Source organism: Sphingomonas sp. CFBP 13603, assembly GCF_014892665.1.
Taxonomy (GTDB): domain Bacteria; phylum Pseudomonadota; class Alphaproteobacteria; order Sphingomonadales; family Sphingomonadaceae; genus Sphingomonas.
The window spans coordinates 13,457-36,198 of the sequence record NZ_JADBIA010000014.1 but is presented as its reverse complement, the minus strand read 5'-3'; the positions used below and the strand labels follow the sequence as shown (position 1 = coordinate 36,198).

Genomic DNA, 22,742 nt, shown 5'->3' with positions numbered 1-22,742 from the left:
CGCTCACAGCAGATGCGGTTCGCTGCGGAAGCGGCAGGGCGTCACCGGCAGGTCCCTGTCGAAAGCGGCTTGCGGCTGGTTACGCAGGTCGCGGTAGATACCGAGGATCTGCTGCCCGACCGCATCCCAACTATACACCCGGCGGCATTCCTCCAGCGCGGCAGTCGCCAACCGCGTGCGGAGGCTCGTATCGGTGATGACGCGGGTCAGCGAGGCAGCCAGCGCGGGCACGTCGCCGGGATCGGTCAGCATGCCGTTCTCGTGGTCGCGGACGCAGTCAACGACGCCGACGGCGTGGCATGAGACGACCGCGAGGCCGCACGCCATCGCTTCGAGGATGGTGTTAGAGAACCCCTCGGCATAGGTCGGCGACACGAACACGTCGTGCGTGCGGTACAGTTCGGGGACCGCGTCATAATCCGCATAGCCGCTGAACGTCACGCGGTCGGTGAGCCCGAGTTCGGTCGTGAGCGCCTGCGCGGGGTCGACGTCGGGACCGATGCCGGAGATGGTCGCGTGCCATTCACCGCGCACGTCCGGCAGCGCGTGGAGGAAGTCGAGCACGCCTTTGCGGCGGTCGACGCGACCGTGATAGAGCAGGCGGATCGGACCTTCGGGCGCATCACTCGATGCCGGCGTGAAACGGTCGGTATCGACGGCGCCTGGAACGATCGTGAACCGGTCGAGCGCGGTGCCGAGCCGGTCGTGAACTTCGCCCGCGAAACTGTTGCCGCCGATCAGCAGTGCGCCGGCATAATCGAGCACGCGGACCATCGCGAGCCGGTGTGTTTCGCAGCACGAGCCGACCCAATGCCCGTCACCACCCTGGATCGATACGACGCAGGGCAGGCCGAGACGGCGGGCCGCGATCATCGTCGCCCAGCCGGTCGGATAGCCATATTGGGCGTGGAGCATGTCGAACGGGTTCACGACGTGATCGCGTGCGATGGCCTCGACGATTGAGTCGATATCGCGCTCGAAATTGCCGTCATCCTGTTCGCCCAGCGCTTCGAGGCCGACGACGCGCACGCCCCGCACCGGTGGCGGGGGGCCGCCGCCGTAAACGCGGGCGCGCGCAGGATCGCCATAATATTGGCTGATCATCGTCACATCGTGGCCCGCCCCGACAAGCTGGCGCAACAGGTTGATCGCGTAGATCGACATGCCCGATATCGCCGGGAAGAAACGGCGCGAGACGAAACAAATTCGCATCAGGTCAGCGCCGTGCGGAGATAGGCGATCGATTCCGGAATAGCTTGATGCGCGCGGGGGCTCTCCCGCGACAGTTCGACGCAGACCAGCTTGTCGAAGCCGATCGACTCCAGCGCGGTGAGGATAGCGGGAATGTCCATGTCGCCCTGGCCGAACGGGAGATGCGTGTGATCGCCGCGGCGCATGTCCTCGACCGCGACGGTGCCGAGACGGTCGGCATAGGCGCGCACCGCGGCGTCGGGGGCGATATCCTGCGTGACGAGGCAGTGACCGGTGTCGAGCGCGAGCCGCAGGTCGGGATGGCGCTCCGCAAGCCATGAATAGTCGGCAACCGTTTCGATCAACATGCCAGGCTCGGGCTCCAGGCTGACCGGAATGCCGGTGCGGGCGGCATGCTCGACGACCTTGCCGAGGCCCGCGTCGAGCCAGTCGAGGGCATCACCATGCGCTACTCCGGGCTTCGGCACGCCGGCCCAGAACGACGCGGTCTCGGCATGCAGAATCGCCGCGACTTCGAGCGCGCGAGCGAGGAACGCGACGCGGCGCTGTCGGCCCTCGGGGTCGGCCGTGACCAGCGTCGGTTCATGCTTGTCGCGCGGGTCGAGCAGATAGCGCGCGCCGGTCTCGATCACCGACCCCAGTCCGAGCGACCGCAGCAGCGCGCCGACGCGTTCCGCCTCGCGTGCCCAATCGTCGGCGAAGGGATCGAGGTGGTGATGATCCAGCGTGAGCGCGACGCCGTCATAGCCCGCGTCCGCGATCAGGTGCAGCGCGTCGTCGAGCCGGTGGTTGGCCGCGCCGTTGGTGTTGTAGGCGAACCGCAGCGTCATCGTGCCGCCTCCGTCTCGAGGCTGTGTTCGGACCAGGCGACGTGATGCGCTTCGGGTTCGCGGTAGAGCGGATAGAGCGGGCCGACGATATCGTCCGCGAGGGCGGTATCGAAGAACGGCTGGCCGCCGAGCCGCGCGACTGCTTCCTCTGTGAGGCGGACAGGTCGGCGCGTCGCGCTTTCCTCGCCGCCGAAGCTGACCAGCGGGCTGTCAAGCGCGACCAGCTTGGCGATGTTGCGCTCGCCGATCCGGTAATAGCTCATCGTCTCGACCTCCATGCCCGGCACGATCACCTTGACGACCGCGACGCTGGCATCCGCGGGGGACATGTCGACGTAGAGAATGTCGAAGCCGGCCGCCTCGACGGCTTCCCGCGCCAGTCGCCCGCGCGCGCGTGCATCGGGCACGTCCGCGCGGGGCAGGTCGGCAAAAGCGCGGCGGCTGCGCTCGGCGAGCATCGTGTCGGCGAGCCAGTCCCTGAGCGTCGCTGCATCGACATCGGTCCAGCGCTGCATTTCCGAGAACGCGCGGCTGTCGCTCGATTTGGCGGCACCGCCAGCCTGCGCCATGAACCTATCGATATAGCCGCGCGGCGCGATCGTCTCGGCAAGCGCCATCGGGCCATGCGCGAACGCCTTGCGCGCGCGGCTGGCGGCGTATTCGGCGATCGCCTTGGCCAGCGCCTGCACCGCGTCGGGATGCGCCGCTTCGCCGCACGCGGTCGCCATGATCGGCACCGCGGGCTCACGCGCATCGACACCAACGCAATAGACGTTGGCGAGGCCGAACTCGTCTGTCGCGAACTTGGGGATCACTCGGACGGCGGCGGCGGCGAACCGGTTGATCAGGTCGCCGATCTCGGCAGGCAGGCTTTCGGGGAGGTCGATCGCGACGCCGCGGTCGAGAGCGCGGAACAGCAAGCCGTTGCCGTCGCGCTGAAGGATCTCGCACAATCCGTGGCCGATCGCCCAGTCGAGGTCCGGCCCCGCGCCCATCCCGTTGGAAATTATCGTCGTGAACGGCACGTAGCCGGGGGCCAGTTCCTTCGCGGAATAAGCGGCGAGGTCGATCGGCACGAGGACGCTCGAGCCGTCCGCCCACCGCCGGGCCTCGACCCAGTCGAGCGGAGTCTCGCGGCCAACCGGGGACCCTGCGGGAAGACACAAGGTGAGCGGGTCAGCGATCCCGCGTTCGCCGCGTTCGCGGACGAGGTCGGCATAGCTGCCATGCGTCTTGCCGCGCGCGGACAAGGTCAGCGTCGGCCAGACCATCTCGGCAATCTCGCCCAACGCGCCCAGGATCGCGGTCTGGTCGGTCGCGCCATAGCCGACGCCGTAAGGCATGATGCCGTCGAGGTCGTTGGTTTTGGGGAACAACGCGACGACCCAAACCGGGATGCCGACGCGGTCGATGCCGTCGATCGGGAACGCGACGATGTCGCCTGCGGGAAACGCATCGAGATACAGGTGGCAGGCCGCGTCCAACTGTTCGGGGAGGCCGGTGATGGTGCGGGTCATAGCGGGATCCTCTTCACGCCCGGGGCACGGGCCAGCGCCTCGTCGAGCACGGCGACGGCAACGTCGCGGCCGACTTCGGGGGCATATTCGAACGGGGTCAGGACGGCATCGAACGCCAGCGGCGCGATCACTGCGCGGTAATGGCGGATCTCGCCATGCGTCAACGGGATGTCCTTGTGGAACGCCTTGTGGCTGGAGATCGCGTGGCTGACGCCCGCGGCGTCCTGGTCGATCTTGAACATGTCGCCGCAGAACAGGCGTTTGCCGACCGCATCGTGGAGCGCCGCCTGACCCTCGTAATGACCGCCCACGTGATGCAGCGTATAGCCCGGCGCGATCTCCAGTACGTCGTCATACGGCGTCGTGACGCGGAACGCCTTGGTCATGCCAAGGTCGTCCTTATGGATCGCGAGCATCTCCGGGTTGCAGTCGCGCTGGAGCTGGAACAGCGCGCCATAGCCATGCGCGTGACTGGCGGCGAGATAGCGGATGCCGCCGAGCCGCGCGATCTGTTCGAGCATCGCGGGCGAATAATAGGGCGCGGCTTCGAAGGCGATGTTGCCACCCTCGCGGACGATCAGCCAGCCGGTGCCCCCGAGTCCGAGGTGCGGGGTCGTGCTGAACGCCCAGAGATCGCCGGCAACCTGTCGCCAACTGCCGTCATGGCTTGCGGCGACCTCCTGTTCGGGGAGGAAGCACCAGCCGTCCTCGGGCAGGTCGTTGCGCGTATCGTTGCACACCGGGCAATCGGCGGGCGCGAAATGGCGCTGCCAGAAACCGCAATGCGCGCAGGCGTACCAGCTCAGAGGCATGATCGCGCCTCGGTATAGGCGGCGTCGAATAGGCGCATCAGCGACAGGTCCCTGTGAATCGAGAAATCATGCGCTTCGCCGCGGACGGCGGCGGCGAACGCGGCAGCCTGCGCGGCGAAGGGCGACAGCGCGGCGTCGAAGGGCAGGGCGGTCTCATTCCCGGTCCGTGCGCAACGCCGGATCACGGTGCCGCCCTCGGTCTGGCCCATCGTGTCGGTCGCGACGAGCAGGCCGTCCTCGCCAAGGATCTCAAGCCGGCGACGGGGCAGCACTTCGGGGCAGTTATACGCGACATGGCTCTGAACCAGGATGCCGCCTGCGGTGCGACCCGAAAGGATGCCGCCATCGTCGACCGGATAGTCGTGGATGCGCCGCTGCAGGTCGATGTGCAGGCGCGCGAGCGGTTCGTCGACCAACATCGCGGCGAGATCGAGGCCGTGGAGGGCGAGGTCGATGACCGCGCCGCCGCCCGCCGCTACCGGATCGGCGCGCCAATTGCAGCCGCTGCCTTCGCTGGACGGCGACCAGCTCGGGTCGACCCAGCAGGCATAGACGATCCGTACCGCGATCGGTCGGCCGATCGTCCCGTCGCGGATCGCCTGCGCCATCGCGCGGTGAGCAGGGTGGTGACGCTGGTCGAACGCAGTACCGTAGAGATGTCCCGTAACCGCCGCACCGATCGTCTCGGCATCGTCCAGCGTCGCGGCGATCGGCTTTTCGCACAGCACCGGCACGCCCGCTGCAACGGCCGCGCGGACCGGGTCGGCGTGAAGATTGTTGGGCGTGGCGACGTAGATGCAGTCGAGCGCGGCATCGGCCAGCATCGCCTCGGCGGTATCATAGGCAAGAATTCCGCCCGACATCGCGCTGGCCTGCGCCATCGGCGAGGGGTCGGCGATCGCGACCAGCGTCCCGCCCGCCGCGGCGATGCCGGGCGCCATATAGTCGCGTGCGACCCAGCCGAAGCCGACGATGCCCCAGCGCATGCTCACCACCGCGCCGGCAGATCGAGGATACGACGGTTCCGCGCCGCATCACCGGTATCCGACATCCATGTTGCAGCTGCGCCATATTCCGAGCGGTAGCGATCGGAGGGCCAGCGCGGGGTGCCGCGATCAAGCAACGGGTTCGGTTGCAGGACCGCATCGGCGGCCGGCATCGCCAGTCCGCCGGTAAGCGCACGCGCAGCGCCACCGTTCGCCTCGACGCGGTCAGTCTCGACGATTGACCACGCCTCGATCTCCGGATCGTCGAACCACGCGGTCGCTGCAGGCGCATCCGTCGTAAGCAACGCCCGCCGCAACTCGCGTTCGTCATACACGACGGCATCTGGAAACAGCGCTGCCCATTCGGATGAAGAGCGTGCCGGTCCCATTGCCCCGCCAGAGACGGCGGCGTTGTGAAGATGGCTTACCGCAAGCACGCCACCGGGTGCGATGGCTTCACGCAATAGCCCGGCGATCCGCGGCTGGTCGGGCAGGAAGTAGAAGGCATCGTGACATGCGACGAAGTCAAACTTCTGCGTTTCCACTGGCCACAGAGCGGCCGCGTCAAACACGACATACTCCGCGGCTGGCGCGACCCAGTATTTTGCGAGCCAGCATTTCGAGAACACGACGTCTGCGCCGACGCACGCGACGCCCCGCGCTGTCAGCTCGCGCAGATAGTGACCAATGCCGCACGCAAGCTCGAACCCGGTACCCGGTTTGCACCAGTGCGCCTCGACCAGCGCGAGCCCGGCGAGGTACGTCGGGTCGCTCCAGCGATGTGCGAAGTAATCCGCCACCGGCCCCATTCGCAACAGCCCCATCGCCGCGCGCAACGTCAGCGTATCACGCTCGCAGACCAGCTGCTTCAGCTCGCCGAGATCGGTCGCGGGGCCGGTCCACCACGCGTCCTGATCGGTCAGCAACGCAACCAGCGCATCGTCCGGGCAGCCTGCGTCGAGATGGTCGAGTGCTACCGCGACCAGCCCCTCGCTGTCGGTCCGCAGATACGGGATGCCATCGACCACCGGCCAGCGCTCGCCGGGTGCGGCCAGCGAATGCGACGTATCCGCGACGAGCGGCCGTCCGGTAACGGGCGAGCGATAGTTCACAGCAGGCCGACGTCCGCCAGAACGCGGTCGTGGAACGTCTTGACCGGGCCGGCATGGACCAGTTCGTAGGTGTGCAGCACTGCGTCCATCGTCGCCGAGGCGGCGCGCAGATGCTGTTCGATCTCCAGCACGCGGTCGAGCACGTCGGCGGCGTGGAACGCGCGCGCCGCCGGCGTCGTGTCGCCGGCGATCGGCGCGATAGCCGCGCGAACCTGCGCCGCGACTGCCGGGTCGAGCATCGCCATCGCCTGTTCGCGCGCTGCGTCGATCACGCGGGCGAGCAGATCGCCGAGCAGCACTTCGCCGGTAAACCCCGCGTCGGGCATCGCCGCATTGTGGAAATGATGCGCCATCGACGCAAGGAACACCTCCGCCGGATTCGCGCCGTAACCGGGCGCCGCGAGTACGCCGTACACTGCGACGATCAGGCAATGCTCGGCATGGTTCTCCGGCGGCTGCAGCAACAGCCGCGGCCGACCCGGACAGGTGACGCCCGCACGCGGTTGTGTTGCAAGCTGCGTGACGAACCGTGGCATTGGCCCGGCCGTCGGCGCACCCTCCGGCAGTGCTCCCCGAAGGTCAGCGGCGAGCGCCGGGTCGATCAACACCGCTACATCGTCAAACCCACGTTCGAGCACAGCGCACGCTTCCGCATCGGTCAGACCAAGCTCGGCCAGCGTGGCGCGGTCGAGGTCACCCAGTCGTGCCGCAGCAAGCGCAGCGGCGACCGTACGACGCATCACCTCGGCCGGCGCCTCGCCCGCCGCCAGCGCCGCCCAGCCGCGCGCAAACAATCGCTCGGCGATCGACCCGTCGCGCTCCGCCGACCGGATCCGCTTCAGGTCGCCGAGCTCGCGCAACAGCGGTAGATGCGCCGCATCGAGCGTCACCGGCGGTCGAGCCAGGTGTCGAGGATCAACTGCTGCTCGCCGAACGCGTGGGTGGGCTCGCCGCCATCGGCGGTCTGCGGCATCTTGAAGAATATCCCCATCTGGTCCTGCACGCCGCCTTCGCCGCGCGTCTGCGCCAGTGCCAGGCAGCGTGCGATCTCAATCGCGAGCGGCGCTGCGAGCACCGAATCCTTGCACAGGAAGTTCAGCTTCAACTGCATCTTCTGGCCGAGGAAGCCGGTCAGGTCGATGTTGTCCCACGCTTCCTTGTTGTCGCCACGCGGCTTGTAGTAATGGATCATGATGATGTGATCCTCGACCGGATAGCCGAGGATCTGGTCCAGCACCGACTTCTTGGTGTCGACCTTGGAGGCGAGGCTCTTGGGATCGTCGAGCGCCAGACCATCCGAATTGCCGAGGATGTTGGTCGAGAACCAGCCGTCGACATGCAGCGCACGATCACGCAGCGCAGGCGCGATCACCGTCTTCAGCAACGTCTGCCCGGTCTTGCCGTCCTTGCCGGCGACCGGTACGCCGCGCTGGCGGGCGAGCTCAGCAAGCGGCGCAACGTCGGCGGCGACCGACGGGGTGAAATTGGCATAGGGCGTGTCGCTGGCGATTGCGGCATAGGCATAGAGCATTGCCGGGCTGATCGCCGCGTCGTCGTCGTCGAGGCCGCGTTCGAAGCCTTCGACGCTGGTCAGCGCGTCCGCACCGAGATCGGCTTTGCGCTCCGTCGAGGCGAGATTGATCATCACCACCCGGTCCAGATTTTGCTCGGTCTTGAACCGAGCTAGGTCGTCCTGGATGTGCTGGACCGCGGCGCGGTGGCCGGGCGCAGCGATCTTATTGGCGCCGTCGATATTCGCACAGAAATCGGTCGACCCAACCGCGGGCCATGGCCGCATGTCCGACAGGCTGGACGCCCCGTTGGCGAGCTCGCTCTCGGTCAGCACGCCGTGCTTCAGCGCGGCGGTCGCGAGATCGTCATGGCTGAGATCCCAGCCGCCGAAATGAAGGTCGCGGTATGCCGCCATGCCCTCGACGTCGCGGCTGGCGAGCGGCAGGCCCGACAGGTCGTTTGACCCCGCACGGATCATCGCGATCCCAGCGGCCGCGGTGGTGGCCACCGCGCCATTCAGTCCGATCACTGCGATCCCGACCCGTTCGCCCATAACTACGTCCTCTCAAAACAGAGGGCGGAGCTAGCCAACCGATAAACAAAGTCCATCGATGTCTGCTGTAATTTAAGCTAAAGTGCTCTGCGAATTACATATGTTGCCGTTTTTGCGGTATGATGACGCCATCCCGGCAGTCACGCCATCTCGTCATGACGCCAAGACCAGTATCACTCCTCCGATAGGCCGCCTTAGCGCCACCTGCCTTTCCAATAGCGGAAGGTCCGTTTTCCCTCCCAATTCGGGCATCCCTGCTTAGTGCGCGGCGAGACCCCGACGACAAATAGCGCGATCAGAACACCGACAGAAAGCGTGAGCGTTTACATGTGGGCTTAGTAAACCCGATTTTTGAAGTTTGCGAATGGCTGTTCATCAGAAGCCCGACAGTCGCGGCCGTCTCTCCAAAAGACGGCTTCGTCCCAATTCTCACCACTCATGCGGCCACGTCGGCAATGATATGACTACATGAACAAACGGCCGAAGTTGGGTGGGCCGAAGGAGCCCGCGAACGTCCGCTACTGGGTCGTAGCGGTTGAAGGGCAGACGATCCCCGTCCGTCCATTTGGCGCCATTCACTTAATGCGCTGGCGTAGTCATAAGCGGACAATCGTTCGCAACCTGATCCGGCGTAGGTATGTCTCTCATTAATCGGTTCGAACTCTCGGTGCCCTTGATCCAAGCGCCGATGGCGGGTGTCGCCACACCTTCGCTAGCGGCAGCGGTCCATACCGTTAGGCGGCGCACAGCACAGGTCGAGCAGATTTCCGGCGTTCTGACAGCCAGGTGGCAAACCGGTCTGCTTCCATCGGTCGCGCAAACCAGAAGCCTTGAGCTTCTTCGCAGCCAAGCTCTTTGAGAATGGCTGCCGCCTCTGCAGTTTCCACGCCCTCTGCGACCACGCGATAGCCAAGCTGATCATCGTTTCCGCAAGTTCGAAGTCTGGGCCTTCCGCGATGGTCAGGTCTCGTATGAACGTCTGATCAATCTTTACGATCTGTGCTGGCAGACGTTGCAGGAAGGCCAGACTGCTATAACCGGTACCGAAGTCATCGATAGCAAGGCAGACACCTGCATCTCTAAAACTTCGGCATGCGTCGCCTGGTGGCCGATTTAGGCTGCAACAATCTTTCCAAAATATCCAAGGGCGATCGGTTCATGCAGAGATGGAAATTCCGAACCCCGATGTCGCTTCTTGCCAGCGGACGGGTGAGCGTCTGGATTTTAGAGGTGCGATCAGTAAATTAAACGGCCAATACCGGGGCAACTACAGTAGGCAGAGTGCGAAGCTCTAATTTAGCGAGCCGCAGACATACCAGATTTAATGCCCGAGCCTCGATCACTGGCGAGATACAGGCTCGGCGCCGCGCCTGTAGCGAGTACAGCGCGGGAACGCCCCTGCAGTTTTGCATCGTACAGGGCTTTGTCAGCCTCTAGCATCAACGTCGAGAGGTCGAACAACGTATCCGATCTTATGGAAATTCCAACGCTCGCGGCGACTGTAACGGTGGTGCCACCCAACAGGAACGATGTACCGGACAATGTGTCGATGAAGCGCTGCGCGGTTTGACAAGCGGTAGAAGGATCCATCTGATCCGCGAGAATGATAAATTCGTCGCCTCCAATTCGGGCGACGGCGTCGATCGCTGGCGTTACTTGTCTCATTAACCGGCTAACCTCAACCAGCAATTGATCGCCGGCCGCGTGGCCGAGCGTGTCATTGATTGCCTTGAAGCCGTCGAGGTCAATATAAAAGAGCGTGGTCCCGCTATTGGCGCAGTCTGAACGATGGGCGACGACGTCTTCGAGACCCGCACGGTTCAGCAGGCCGGTCAGCGTGTCCTGCCGCGCGCGACGTCCGTTCTCACGCTCTGATCGCATGGTCTGAACGAGCATTGCATTCAGCCGATAGGCGGCACACGTCATTGCGTAGATATACATGGGTATCTGCAGCGCGGTTGCGAGCATGATCAGTTGGCCGGATAGGACACCAGCGACGGCGCACGGTCCAAGGCTCAGCATTATCATGACCATCACGAGCCTTGGAGCCGAAAAGTTACGAAACGCCACGCCCCCGGTCATGGCCGCTGCGGACAGCACCACAAGAGTGGCAGCTAACCAATCCCCGCTCAAAACAGTGATGAAGCAACCATAGCCTACCGACGCTGCCCAGCACATCGCCGCAAAAATGTAGAGATCAATATGCGCCCTCTTGCCGCTCGTCGCGGCGCGTGACCCTTTGACGAGCAGCGGCAGCCGCAATGCGGCGAGTCCAATTTCTAGCGCCGCCCAGAGGAGGAACGCTGGTGTGGGAATCCGCATGGCCACGATCGATGAGACGAGGATAGTGTTGAACACACCGCCCAGGAAGATCGGGAGGGATCCGTATAATCCTTGAACCAGGGAGGGGCGGATTTCAGGCGGTACCACACCAGCGCACTCGACCAACCAACGCGTGACAGCCCAACGTGGCAGTATGCCATCACTCTGCAGCATCAACGTTACTCCTGAGCCTCCCCCCGGGAGCTCCCCTGTTGAATGCCATTCTGAGGTTAAATTTTGGTCAATCTGGATCGGTGCTGGTATGCTGCGGACCCGTACATCAATGTTTGAAAGCCAAGATGAATGAACGGCGGAAGCCGGGGAGCGCGAAATGGGCGCTGAGCGTCCACAATTGGGGCAACGGCTCGCCGGTCGCGCAGCCATCCGTGACCTGTTAAAGAAGGCCGCTCGTTTCAACGAAGAAGAACGGCAGAAACTAACTATCCATTTGCCCAGCAGAGCACTCCCGCTCCGGTTGGATGAGGTCGAACGATACTGCGGAGCGTAATACTGCTCCGCGATGGGAGCCTAAGGGATGCCCGTTTCCGAATAGCATTGTCAGTAGGCCTAAGTGGCTGGAATTGTGTCGTCGTTCCACGTACCTTCCTCGACGGACCCATCGCCGCCCGTGGTCGATGGCGTTTCGATGTGGATGGGATTAGTGCGGGGGACAAGACCGTCCTTCGAAAGAACTTCAGCCTTCCGATCGGAAACCGACATCCACGACGACGCAAATCATGAGCTTCGCAATTTGAGACTGCTGAGCGAGCATTGCGGCGACGTGTTCGCAACGGTCGGGCCGGACATGAGGTTTCGCTACGTCTCTCCGTCCGTAACGAGGATCTTGGGATGGCCGATAGAGTGCGCGATTGGCCGTGCAGTCACCGATTTCGTCGTGGACGAGGACGTGCCAATTATCGGGGCTGCGACCTCGCAACTTCGCGCCGGACTCATCAGAAGCGCGATCGTCACCGTTCGCGTCAGGCATCAAGACGGAACGATCGTGTGGGCCGAGATCACCTCCCGTCCCATTGGCGAACCCGGTTCGGCTGACCTCGGTGAGCGGGCCGTCGTGATACGGGACGTCACTGAGCGCAAGGCGTTGCAGGATGCCCTGACCTTCATGGCGATGAAGGACGGTTTGACCGGCCTTGCCAATCGCCGTGCCTTCGATATCGCACTTGTGGACGCATGGTCAAAGGTGAGGGCATCGCGAAGTCAGATGTCGCTACTGCTGATCGACGTGGACTTCTTCAAGGAGTTCAATGACGCCTACGGACATCAGACTGGGGACGACTGCCTCCTTGCGATATCAACAGCGCTTCTCGGGCTGCCTCTTGCGGTGGGCGATGTCGTAGCGAGGTATGGCGGCGAAGAACTGGCAGTCATCCTGCACCGCTCCGGCGCCGCGGAGGCGGTGGAAATGGCGGGATTGGCGTGCGACGCGGTGCATCGTCTGCAGCTTCCTCACAGGCGGCCCCCGACGGCCGATGGGATACTGACGATCAGCGTCGGAGCAGCGACCGTTCTTTGGCGAGAAGGCGGGTCTTCAAACATGCCCCACGCCCTTATCGCCTCGGCCGATCGCGCGTTGTACCAAGCCAAGAGCAACGGTCGAAACCGAGTATCGACCGGTCTAGTGCTGGGCGCGTCAGCCTAGCCGGCGGTACAGCCCAAAGAGTACACGCATGCTGAACCTGCTGGACCTCATGGAGGCAACGCGTGAATGTTGTTTCTTATCCGGTCGTTTAGTGCGCCAGCATGAAGATGAATGAGTGGGCGAAGTTGGCGAAGACGAAAGCCTCATGAGCGTCCGCTACTGGGTCCAGCTGTCGCAGTCCTTTGGGTTACCCCCGGGGCGGGGCTCGGGTACCTGATCATATGCTTTCAAAATACGATTAGCCCGTGGACCTGAGCCTCGACAATGTTGGTCCTTCTACGGCGCCAACTCGATCAACCTGCGATATCTTGGCGGCGCGGAAGGCCGCGGCAATCGCGTGCTGGTGCTGGTCGACGGGCATCGCTGGGTCGATGCAGTCGGCCAGCGCGGGTTTCGCGACTTCGTGGACCTGAACACGATCCAGCTCGGGACCTTCCGAAGAACCAGACGTACGCCAGTCCTGTTCGCGGCGATGCCGGGAACCCGCCAAGGATACCCGATCCACCAATTATGGTGTAGTTATGTTCCTGGCTCCCCAACACGTTCAATCAGAGCGAACCGGTCAGATACGACAAGCGCCAGTACAGGGGCCGCAGCCGCACCGAGAAATTTCGGTTGCCTGAAGACTGGCGCCGCGTCGCTACTCGCTACGACCGATGCCCAACGGGCTTCTCCGGCGCCATCGTCCTCGCCGCCAGCCTTATCTTCTAGCTATGCCCATAAGTCCTGAACCTAAAAGCGAAAACGAACGCTACCTTGAACCGTTTTCGCCAAGGTGCGAACGCCAAGGGGAAGCAAGTTTTGTTTGCCGAAATAGCGGTACACATCGTTGCCTAACAGGTTGGTGCCCTCGATCGACAAGGTCATGAACTTGACCGGCGTATAATTGACGGCAGCATCGAGCCTGTACGTATCGTCGTTGAAGAACGAGTATTCAGGGTTATCCGGCCAGATGAACAGGCGGTAAGCAGACCGATAATTGAACGCGACGCGTGCGCTGAATTTTGGGGTGTCATAGAACAAGGCGGCATTGGCGGTCCATTTCGAGGTGTTCACCGAGTCGTAGGCGCCAGGGAAATCTTCGGGGAAGGGATATTCGACCCGGGCCTTGGCGATGTAGCTCGCGTTCAGGCTAACCCCGAAATTATGCCAAAAACCGGGTAGAATATCAAAAAAGGTCTGTGCAGTCGCCTCAAGTCCTGCAAACGTACCATCGCCCGCATTGCGCTGCTGCTCGACGAAGCCGCTCTGGCCGGGGAGCCCGTATTGGGCGAGATCGGCTGCGACTTCGCGGCTGTAGTAAAGAAACCCCGTCGCTTTCTTGTAATAGCCCGCTAACGTTAGCTGGCCGCCCCGGCCGAAATAATATTCTGCACTGGCGTCGAAGGCGTGTTCGCGTTGGGCCTTCAGATCGGGATTGCCGGCGAAGACGACCGGTGGCACTGCTCGCGTTTCCGCAAAGTAGAACGGGCGAAGATCGTAGAAGCTGGGCCGCTGTACGTTGGTCGTGTATGATAGTCGTAACTGTGCCTTGGGCGTGAAATGGATTGTCGCTGTCGCGTTGGGCAGGAAATCGGCATAGTTTCCGCTTGCCGGCGCGAACTCGACGATGTCCGCAAACCCATTCGCCGCGTTTCCGGGACGGAAATTATAGCTTTTGGAGCTTCCCCAAGTGTTGGTGTATCGAACGCCGAGCAACCCGTCGATGGGTACGCCGAGATCGAATGCATAGCCCAGCTGTGCATAATAGGAGAGCCGGTTTTCACGGCCAACATATGTCTGGCCCCGATCCGACGGCGGATCTTCGCTTGTAAAGCGGGTCGCATTCCCCGGATCGTTGGCCTGGATATACGTGCGGATCGCCGGCCGGTTCGCGAACACGTCCTTCCCCGGGATACGGTACCATTGCAAGGCGCCGGGAAGGTCCGGACCGACCAGCTCGGCCTGGTTACCGCCGGGGAATTGCGACAGCGGTGTGAACTGCCCGTTGATCCGTGGAAGGCCGTCGCGATAGCCATAATAGCGGCTGGGGTCACGGCGATTGAAGCGGACGCCGGTCTGGATCGTCCGTAGCAATCCGGTCTCGCTAGCGGTCAATGTAAGGTCGGCCTGGCTCGAAAACTCTCGGTTGCGCGATCCCCCGATCAGGTCCTGATACCGCTGCACTCCGTAACTGGCGATATTGTTGAGATCGATGCCGTCGAACCGTATCGACGGTACCGGCTTGTCATAAGCATCGGACGCGAAATCCACCGTTGCCGTCGTTAGGCCGTAAGGTCGCGTCAGATGCTCGGCAACGACGTTGCTCTCCTTGCTCCAGTTATACTGGACGCTCGTCGTCAGCAGCGCGCGGTCGCTGTGCCAGTTCATCACGAAATTGGTGGTGTAGAGATCCGACCTGGTCTCGCTGAAAAGCGAGTCCATCCCCGCCTGGAGCCCCTCTGGCGTCGTTGCGTTGATTGGGACGTTGACGGTCATGGATTTTACCGTCTTGCCATCGGGTTGCAGGACGATGTTGCTGTAGCGCGATCCGTTTTCGCGGGTCTGAACGTACAGGCGGTCGGACGTGTTGCGCCCACGAGAGCCAAGATATCCACCCTCGAACACGAAATCGAGATTGTCGTTTGCGCGCCATTGGAGCGATAGGTTCACCGATGGCCGGTCGACCCGGCCCTGCTCAAGCCCGTAATAGGCACGGTACGGAATGACGACATTCTCGAAGCCAGCGGGAAGCCCGGCGCGGGGCGAATTGGGCTCTGCGCTGCTACCGAATGGAACATCGGGCGATTCGCTCTCGATGAAGTTCTCCTTATAGTTGGTCCGTGTCCACGAGGCGTTGAGCAGGACCCCGACCTCGCCGATCCCGGTTTCCCTGCGGTTGGCGACCAACAGGCTGCCATAAGGGCTGACGTTCTTGGCGATATCATCGTAGATACCCTTGGCGCTGCCGGCGATCGTCCAGCCCTTTGCCAGATCGAGCGGGCGGCGCAGTTCGACGTTGACGGTGCCTGCGATGCTGCCTTCGACCTGGTCCGCGGTGCGGGTCTTGTAGACATCGACCGACTTCAGCAGTTCGGCTGGGATATCCGCGAGATTGAGCGAACGACCATCGCCGAGGCTGGTGTCGTTGCCGTTGACCGTGGTCTGGACGCCGGCGAGTCCTCGGATGGCGACGCTTTGCCCCTGGCCCCGCTCGCGCGTGATCTGAACGCCGGTCACGCGCGACAATGCTTCGACAACGTTGTTGTCGGGCAACTTGCCGGCATCTTCGGCAACGATCGAGTCGACGATCTGCTTCGCGTTCTTCTTCTTGTTCGACGCGGACGCCACGGATCCCCGAATACCCACCACGATGATGTCAGTCTTTTCCGGCGTATCCGAAGTCCCGGTGGGGGTGACGATGACGGTTCGGTTCTGATCCGCGGCGCCCGCCGGCGGCATCGAGACCTGCAAAGACTGCGTCCATGCCGTCGTCGGCATCAATGTAACAGCTGCAATTAGCGGACCGAACCGAAACCCCTTAGTCATTATCGCCACCCCATTTTTATTATGTATATCGTATACTTCCTTTTGTCGGAGTGATTGTCAACGGTCTTCGTTCGTTCGACATCAGACTGTCTATTGATCGCAATTAGTGCTCTATATCAATGACTTAGTACTGACTTATGAGATCTTCAGCGAAGAGAGGTCCGCAATAGCACTACACCGTGAGGCGGGATCGAAAACTGCGTGTTTGGTCGCACCGTTGCGTCCGACCAGAGGTCTCGGACGCGGCCGAGTCGCGGTAGTCCAGCGTCCGCCGCCGTAGTGGTCACCTTGGTCGTCTGACTACCGCGATTGAACACCGCGAGCGCCACCGCGCCGCCGACGAGCGGCTTGCGCCAGATCTCGACATCGCCTTCGCGCCGAACGCGTTGCCCGTGGATACCACGTGTGTCCTGGTCGACGGCCAGGACATTCGCATTCGTTAGCACCGCCATCGCAGCCGGCGTGGTGCGACGCAGATCGTGGCCCATGATCAACGGCGCGGCCTGCATTGCCCACAGCGTCATGTGCGTGCGATACTCGTCGTCGCTCATCCCGCCATTGCCGACCTCGAGCATGTCGGGATCGTTCCAGCCACCGGGACCGGACGGCGCGAATTTGGGATTTCGGACGAAGCCGATGTCGGACATGCTGGTATAGTCGTCGGTGATGTCGCCTGTCGTCCGCCACAGATGCCCGCCGACTTGGCGTCCCCAGGACGACACGGCGAACCGACCGTATTCGCACAGCGAGTAGATCATCGGGCGACCGGTCGCCTTTAGCGCGACACCCATCTGATGATAGGTACGTTTGACGCTGTCGGCGTCCGCGTAGAACCATTCGCCCGAGCACAGGTCGTATTTGACATAATCGACACCCCAATGCGCGAACGTGCGCGCGTCCTGTTCGACGTGCCCATAGCTGCCTTCATAGCCGGCGCAGGTCTTCGGCCCGGGCGATGTGTAGAGCCCCAGCCTCAATCCCTTGTCATGCACATAGTCGGCGAGCGCCTTCATGTCGGGAAACTTCGCATTGGGTTGCAAGATGCCGGCGGAGTCGCGTTTGCCCTGCCAGCCGTCGTCGATGTTGACGTAGCGATAGCCGACCTTGCTCAAGCCGCTCGCGACCATCGCGTCGGCCATCGCCCTGATCGTCCGGTCATCGATATGTTCAGCGAACTTGTTCCAGCTCGACCAGCCCATCGGCGGCGTCGCTGCGAGATTATCGGGTGCTATGCTGCCCATAGGCGGCAGGTCTGGCGCGGGGCGGAACGTTCGCGCGGCGACCTCCGTCACCGTGGCGGGACGCCCGGTCTGCTTGACGTCGGCATGCCATATTCCGCCTTCCAGCATCATGCCGTGTCCGTCGATCTTAGCGGTCCAGTGCCGTGTCGGGCGAGCGGGATCGTTGAGGTTGCGCGTATCGAACGACAGGACATCACCGCTCCACCGCGCGTCCCGCATCGGGATCGCGCCGTACCATTCGGTAGTGATCGATCCCGATACCGTCTGCCGGCCTTCAGACACCTGCATCATCGTTACGCCGGGATAACTCGGTGCGTCATCGAAAACCCATGCTCGATCAGCAGCGGACGCCGCGGAGGCGAGGGCGCCGTTGCTCGTCAGCGCGAACAGCGTCAGGATCAGGCTTTTCACAATCCGCATCGTCACGTCTCCCCCAATGCTTTGGGCACGCGGGCCGAATTCACGCCCTTTACGTTCCCAATCTATTTAACTTATACAGTATACGATAATGTAGGAGCAAGATGGCAAATGGCGCGGATCTGGTCGGTTTCCTTGTTCCTTCTCATTGCCTGTCCCGCGGCCAACGCGGACGCGCAGGATATTTTGCAACCCCAGCCGGCATTAAGGACGTCCGATTATCCCGCCCGGACGATCGGAGCGCCGCCTGCCGATCTGAAGCTCGATCGGTTCTACACGCGCTACATCGATGCAGCGGGTATCCCGATCGCGTCTTCCGCGGCCGTCCCGGATACGGCGTTGCTCCTCGCGCGCGACATTGCGGTTGCGATGCTGGCTGAGCGTCCGGATCTGCGCCGGGCGATGATCGCGTCGGGCTTCCGGGTGGCGATCATGGCGCCCGCAGAGGGGACGGTGGACCTCCCCGAGCAACGCGACTGGAAAAAGCCCGCGATCGACGATCCGCGGCTGACGATCTGCGAACGCAAGCTGTACCCGAAACGGATCGGCATGATGAGCGATGCCGCCTATTGGAACGGACGCGCACGCGGCATGGGCGGCCTGCTGACCAGCGCGGCGACGGAGAACCTGATCGGGACGCCGCGCACCCGCTATTACGGCGAGAACATCTTCGTTCATGAATTCTCGCACGCCATCCTGGAGGCCGCCCGGCAAGTCGATCCCGGCCTCTATACGCGTGTCGAGCGGGCGTATCGGTCGGCCATGACACGCGGTATGTGGAAGAGCGAATATGCTGCCGTCACGGTCGACGAATATTGGGCGGAAGGCACGCAGACCTGGTTCAATTCGAACAGGCTGGCTGTCGTCGATGGTCGGCGGATCCTCTCCGACCAGGATCTCGCCGACTATGACGTCGCGCTCTTCAACGTGCTGAGCGAGGTGTACGGCACACGTCACCGCGTGTCTGGCGACGTGTATTACATGCACCCCGCGCGCATACCGCCGGGGCCGCCGCCGACCTCCACCGCAGAGGTCTGCTGACGGCACCAGCGCTCGGCTTATCCGCAGGTCGGTACGACTGTCGCAAGAGCCTGAAGCGGCGCCGCAGCGCGCGGCGTGAGCGCCTCCCATTCCTGCACGGCGATCCCCGCATGACGATCGCCTCGGCCCGACGCATCGAACACCGCCCTCAAACAGCGCGTGGTGATCGCCGGAAACCGGACGGACTGCCATACATCCGGCGCGGTGCCGTAGCGGTCGGCACCCGGCACCGGCTTCCACGCGCCGTCCCAATATTCCAGGTGCCACGCGGTCGGAGGCGCGACACCCTCGTCTGCGCCAGCGGGATGATCCGCCCAGAACCGGATCCGGCTGCCATCGAGCGTCACGGGCTTGGGCCAGCGATACTCGATCCATTGGTGTTCTGGATTGGCGGGCGACCAACTGCCCCACAAGTCGGGCGGCAGGGGGGCTGCCTTGACGATACCGTCGTTGAGGGACTTGATCCAATATTGCACCGGTACGGGTTCGTTCGAGGCGTGCGCCTGTGCCGCAGCTGAGAGATTGCGCGTCGGTGGCGCCGGCGGCAGGGGGCGTCGGGTCGGCACCACCGGACGAATCGCGGCGGGGGTCACGGTATCGTCCCAGTCCATGCGGTCGATCGCGACGCTACGCCGAAAATGCCCACCGCCGACCGCATCGCCGGTATGATAGGTGAGATACCATTGTCCCTTGAATTCGACGGCACCCGCGTGGCTGGTGGTCGAGCTGACCGGCCGGAGCACCGTACCGCGGTATGTCCAGGGGCCGAGCGGCGACGATGCCGTGCCATACGCGATGCATGCATGATACACCGCGGGCGTGCAGGCGGAATCAGGCCCGGCATTGTTGCCGGCATACAGCATGTAATAGGTGCCGTGCCGCTTCATCAACCACGGTGCCTCGAAAAAACCGGTAAGCGAACGGACCACCGTTTCCTCGCCTTTGGGCGTTACCATGTCGGTCGCCAGTTCGATCCCGCGTAACTGCCCGAACGTGCCCCAATACAGGTAAACACGACCATCATCGTCGACCATCACGGTCGGGTCGATATTCTGGATGTGGTTCGACACCGGGGTCGTCTGGGAAATGATCGGGCCGGACGGGTGCGCGTCCCGCCAAGGGCCTGCGATCCGGTCGGCCACGGCAACGCCGATCGCGAACCTGTCCTCCGCCTCGCTCTGTTGTTGCAGGACGGGTGCGTACAGGTAGAAACGACCGTCCGTGCCCTTGACGATCTGTCCGGCATAGGCGCGCCCTGGCTCGGCCCAAGCGAACACCGCTTCGGGACGCGCAACGGCCGGATAATGCGTCCAGCGGCCAGATGCGGGATCCTTGGTCGACAGCAACTGCCACTCGTTCATGATGAAGTCGTTGACGTCGGGTGGTGCCTCGTCGCGGCCTGCCAGAATCCAGAGCGTGTCGTGGTCCACCACCGGCGCGGGATCGGTCGAATAATACCGACCGTCGGCAAGGATGGGGTTGCCCGGTGCCGTGACTGGTATCGCCGTCTGCGCAACGGACTGGCTTCCAGCCAGCAATGCTGCCGCAGTGATCACCGCCCTCACTTGCCGGCTCCTGTACCGGCTGCGAGCAGACGTGCGCCGAAAACCGGCCCCGCCGTCTTACCCTCATGCGGGACGAACCGAACCCGGAGCGACGATTTGCCACGCGTCAGCGCTACCGGCAGCGGATAGTCGACATCCACGAACTTGCCGGGCGCATCGCCCTTCCTAAGTTCGCTGGCGACCTTCACGTCATCCACCAGAATGTCGAAATCGCGATTCTTGTCCTCGCCCCAATAGGTGGCCTGGAGAATCAGTGGGCCGGGCCGGGTCTTGAGCGTGAAGGCCATATAGCCCCCCGATCGCACGTCGCGGCCGTTGCGTCCGCGATAGCTGGCGGGCCAGGACTGCTCACTCTCCAGTTTGTGATCGCGCTCGGGCTGCATTTCGCCGAAATACATGATGTCGATGGACCGTGCGGCAATATCCTTCTGGCGTGCGAGCTCGGCCTTGAATGCGATCTCCTCCTGTTGCCACTGGCTCTGGGTGAAATGGCGAAAATACACCGCACTGCGCCGATCGAACTGGCTGTAGAACGGAACGAAGGTGAGGTCGCCGGGGCGACCGACCCCGCGTGCCGTGAAGGTCGAACTGCGGTCGGCGGCCTGCGTAAACGCGGCGAGGACGGCGTCGCCGACCAGCGCGGGCTCGATCCCGGTCCACGGTGTTTCCGCAGGCCCGAGATCTGCAGCCAGCACCAGCGGGCCGCGCAGGATCGCTATCGACCCGCCGCCCTGTGCCTGTTCCGTACGCAGCTCTAACGGCAGCGTGATCGCGATGACGTCGCCCGCTGCCCAGCGACGCTCGACCACCGCATATCCGGACGTGTGCAGGGGCGAAACGGGCGTGCCGTTGACGGTCACCGTCTCTCGTCCGGATGCCCAGCTGGGCACGCGCAGTGCCACGGCAAATCGACCGCGTCGTCCCAGTTCCCTGAAGGTCAACCGCGCTACGGGATCGTGCGGATAGCGGGTATCGAGGGATATTGTGGCCTTGCGCGCGGCCCATTGTGCGTCGGCCGGGATGTAGAGATTGACCATCAGCATCCCGTCTCCCTCCCAGAAGATCGAGTCGCCGTGCTTGGCATGCGCCTCCATCCCACTGCCACCGCAGCAGACGAACCCTTCCTCGCCCGACGGCGCGAACTCGCGCGCTGCGCCCGACAGCATCGGCGTGAAATAAGAGAAGCCGGCATTACGCGGGTTGAGTTGCGACAAACCGTGGTTGAGATGCGCGCGTTCGTAATAGTCGAAATACGCCCCGTTGGGCAACCACGCGAACAGCTGCCGCGTCAATTTGAGCATGTTGTATGTATTGCAATGCTCACACGTCGCCTCGCTTAGCGAACCTGCGATGCGATCCGGGCCGAAGAAATATTCGCGGTCAGCATTACCGCCGATGACATAGCTGTGATGCTTGGTGACTGTTTCCCAGAAGAACTCCGCGGCAGTGCGATAACGCGTGTCCCCGGTCAGATCGTACAGCCGCGCGAGCCCAACCAGCTTTGGCACCTGCGTATTGGCGTGAAACCCCGCAAGTTTATCCTCACGGGCGGCGAGCGGATCAAGGACGCGCCTGTCGTAGATTCTTTCCGCGACCTTCAGCCACCGCGGGTTGCCGGTGCGCGCATATAACTCCGCATAGCTTTCGTTGAGGCCGCCATATTCGCAGCCTAACACCTCCTGCATCTGCGCGTCGTCAAGCGCGGCGAATACCTGCTCGAAATAGGTCGCGAGGCCGACCAGCACGGTCAGCGCCTGCGCATTGCCCCAGGCGCCGTGCACGTCGAGCAGGCCGGCGAACAGCTTGTGAACGGTGTAAAGCGGTGACCACGAGCCGTTGAGATCGAACCCACCCGACTTGATCTCTCCCTTCATGATTTCGGGAAAGATTTCCTCGCCGTCTACGATCGCGTTTTCGCCTTTTCGCTTGCGGCCGAGCGCACCGACATAACCTGTACCGCGCTTCGCCTGCGCCTCGGCGAGTTCGGCTACGATATACTCCGCGCGCTGGCGGCATTCGGGATCTCCTGTCTGCGCCTGCATCAGTACGAGCGCGGTAAGGTAGTGCCCGAGCGTATGACCAGCCAGCGAGTCGCTTTCCCAACCGCCATAGATCTCCGCCCGCGGTGTCAGGCCGGCATATTTGCGGAAATTATGGAGCAGCCGGTCTGCGCTCAGGCCGAGCAGATAGCGATGATTGACGTCGACGGCGGTAGCAAAGTCCGAAGGAGCAAGACGGACGGCTGACAGCGGGAGCGGCTTGACCTTCGGCAAGGCGTTCAGCGTAGGCGCGGTTAGCGTGGTTCCTGCCCGCACCGGCCATGCGGAGACGGCGATCGCCGCCAGCGTGCTTCCGCGATACATCAAAGCCCGTCGTGTTATCGGCGCCATGATTATTCTCCCTTATTTGACGCAGGTATAGTCAGACAAAATTC

At 63.1% G+C, this 22,742-nt stretch carries 15 protein-coding genes and 2 pseudogenes; 3 read left to right on the top strand and 14 right to left on the bottom strand.

Going from position 1 to position 22,742, the window contains the following annotated elements:
* Positions 1-3: 3 nt before the first annotated feature.
* The 10 genes and pseudogenes from IFR23_RS17525 to IFR23_RS17480 all read right to left on the bottom strand — a co-directional run bounded on the left by IFR23_RS17525 (position 4) and on the right by IFR23_RS17480 (position 11,030).
* Complete coding sequence (locus IFR23_RS17525) at positions 4-1,212, bottom strand: glycosyltransferase family 4 protein (RefSeq protein ID WP_192976983.1); 1,209 nt, start codon at positions 1,210-1,212, stop codon at positions 4-6.
* Complete coding sequence (locus IFR23_RS17520) at positions 1,212-2,042, bottom strand: sugar phosphate isomerase/epimerase family protein (protein ID WP_192239298.1); 831 nt, start codon at positions 2,040-2,042, stop codon at positions 1,212-1,214. Before IFR23_RS17520 ends, IFR23_RS17525 begins: the two co-directional genes overlap by 1 nt.
* Positions 2,039-3,559, bottom strand: coding sequence for a YcaO-like family protein (locus IFR23_RS17515; protein WP_192239299.1), 1,521 nt, complete (start codon positions 3,557-3,559; stop codon positions 2,039-2,041). The genes IFR23_RS17520 and IFR23_RS17515 overlap by 4 nt, the downstream gene beginning before the upstream one ends.
* Positions 3,556-4,371, bottom strand: a complete 816-nt coding sequence (locus IFR23_RS17510) for a hypothetical protein (protein ID WP_192239300.1) — start codon at positions 4,369-4,371, stop codon at positions 3,556-3,558. The genes IFR23_RS17515 and IFR23_RS17510 overlap by 4 nt, the downstream gene beginning before the upstream one ends.
* Positions 4,362-5,357 carry a Gfo/Idh/MocA family protein gene (locus IFR23_RS17505; RefSeq protein ID WP_192239301.1) on the bottom strand — a complete coding sequence of 332 codons (996 nt, stop codon included), beginning with the start codon at positions 5,355-5,357 and terminating at the stop codon, positions 4,362-4,364. The genes IFR23_RS17510 and IFR23_RS17505 overlap by 10 nt, the downstream gene beginning before the upstream one ends.
* Before the next feature lie 2 nt (positions 5,358-5,359).
* Positions 5,360-6,469 (bottom strand): methyltransferase domain-containing protein, encoded by a 1,110-nt coding sequence (locus IFR23_RS17500; RefSeq protein WP_192976982.1) that lies wholly within the window; start codon positions 6,467-6,469, stop codon positions 5,360-5,362.
* Positions 6,466-7,359: a hypothetical protein gene (locus IFR23_RS17495; protein ID WP_192239303.1), complete on the bottom strand. Its 894-nt coding sequence runs from the start codon at positions 7,357-7,359 to the stop codon at positions 6,466-6,468. The genes IFR23_RS17500 and IFR23_RS17495 overlap by 4 nt, the downstream gene beginning before the upstream one ends.
* Positions 7,356-8,534 (bottom strand): inositol-3-phosphate synthase, encoded by a 1,179-nt coding sequence (locus tag IFR23_RS17490; RefSeq protein ID WP_192976981.1) that lies wholly within the window; start codon positions 8,532-8,534, stop codon positions 7,356-7,358. Before IFR23_RS17490 ends, IFR23_RS17495 begins: the two co-directional genes overlap by 4 nt.
* Positions 8,535-9,268: 734 nt before the next feature.
* A pseudogene (locus IFR23_RS17485) lies at positions 9,269-9,675 on the bottom strand (EAL domain-containing protein).
* Between the two features lie 155 nt (positions 9,676-9,830).
* Positions 9,831-11,030 (bottom strand): GGDEF domain-containing protein, encoded by a 1,200-nt coding sequence (locus tag IFR23_RS17480; RefSeq protein WP_192976980.1) that lies wholly within the window; start codon positions 11,028-11,030, stop codon positions 9,831-9,833.
* Positions 11,031-11,484: 454 nt separating this feature from the next.
* On the opposite strand from IFR23_RS17480, the gene IFR23_RS17475 reads away from it, so the two are divergent.
* Together IFR23_RS17475 and IFR23_RS20345 are read left to right on the top strand one after the other, a co-directional pair.
* Positions 11,485-12,516, top strand: coding sequence for a diguanylate cyclase (locus tag IFR23_RS17475; protein ID WP_192976979.1), 1,032 nt, complete (start codon positions 11,485-11,487; stop codon positions 12,514-12,516).
* A gap of 564 nt (positions 12,517-13,080) precedes the next feature.
* Positions 13,081-13,227, top strand: a pseudogene (locus tag IFR23_RS20345) (IS5/IS1182 family transposase); the annotation flags it as partial.
* Between the two features lie 21 nt (positions 13,228-13,248).
* Here the strand turns inward: IFR23_RS20345 and IFR23_RS17465 are convergent.
* Together IFR23_RS17465 and IFR23_RS17460 are read right to left on the bottom strand one after the other, a co-directional pair.
* Positions 13,249-15,996, bottom strand: a complete 2,748-nt coding sequence (locus IFR23_RS17465) for a TonB-dependent receptor (RefSeq protein WP_192976978.1) — start codon at positions 15,994-15,996, stop codon at positions 13,249-13,251.
* A gap of 194 nt (positions 15,997-16,190) precedes the next feature.
* Positions 16,191-17,705 carry a glycoside hydrolase family 27 protein gene (locus tag IFR23_RS17460; protein WP_192976977.1) on the bottom strand — a complete coding sequence of 505 codons (1,515 nt, stop codon included), beginning with the start codon at positions 17,703-17,705 and terminating at the stop codon, positions 16,191-16,193.
* A 108-nt stretch (positions 17,706-17,813) separates the two neighbouring features.
* On the opposite strand from IFR23_RS17460, the gene IFR23_RS17455 reads away from it, so the two are divergent.
* Complete coding sequence (locus tag IFR23_RS17455; protein ID WP_244655765.1) at positions 17,814-18,743, top strand: glycoside hydrolase; 930 nt, start codon at positions 17,814-17,816, stop codon at positions 18,741-18,743.
* Positions 18,744-18,760: 17 nt separating this feature from the next.
* Here IFR23_RS17455 and IFR23_RS17450 read toward each other — a convergent pair whose 3' ends face one another.
* Both IFR23_RS17450 and IFR23_RS17445 read right to left on the bottom strand, forming a co-directional pair.
* Positions 18,761-20,308, bottom strand: a complete 1,548-nt coding sequence (locus IFR23_RS17450) for a family 43 glycosylhydrolase (protein WP_192976976.1) — start codon at positions 20,306-20,308, stop codon at positions 18,761-18,763.
* The gene (locus IFR23_RS17445; RefSeq protein ID WP_197978526.1) at positions 20,305-22,698 is read right to left on the bottom strand and encodes a glycoside hydrolase family 127 protein; all 2,394 of its coding nucleotides are present in this window, start codon (positions 22,696-22,698) and stop codon (positions 20,305-20,307) included. The genes IFR23_RS17450 and IFR23_RS17445 overlap by 4 nt, the downstream gene beginning before the upstream one ends.
* Positions 22,699-22,742 lie beyond the last annotated feature (44 nt).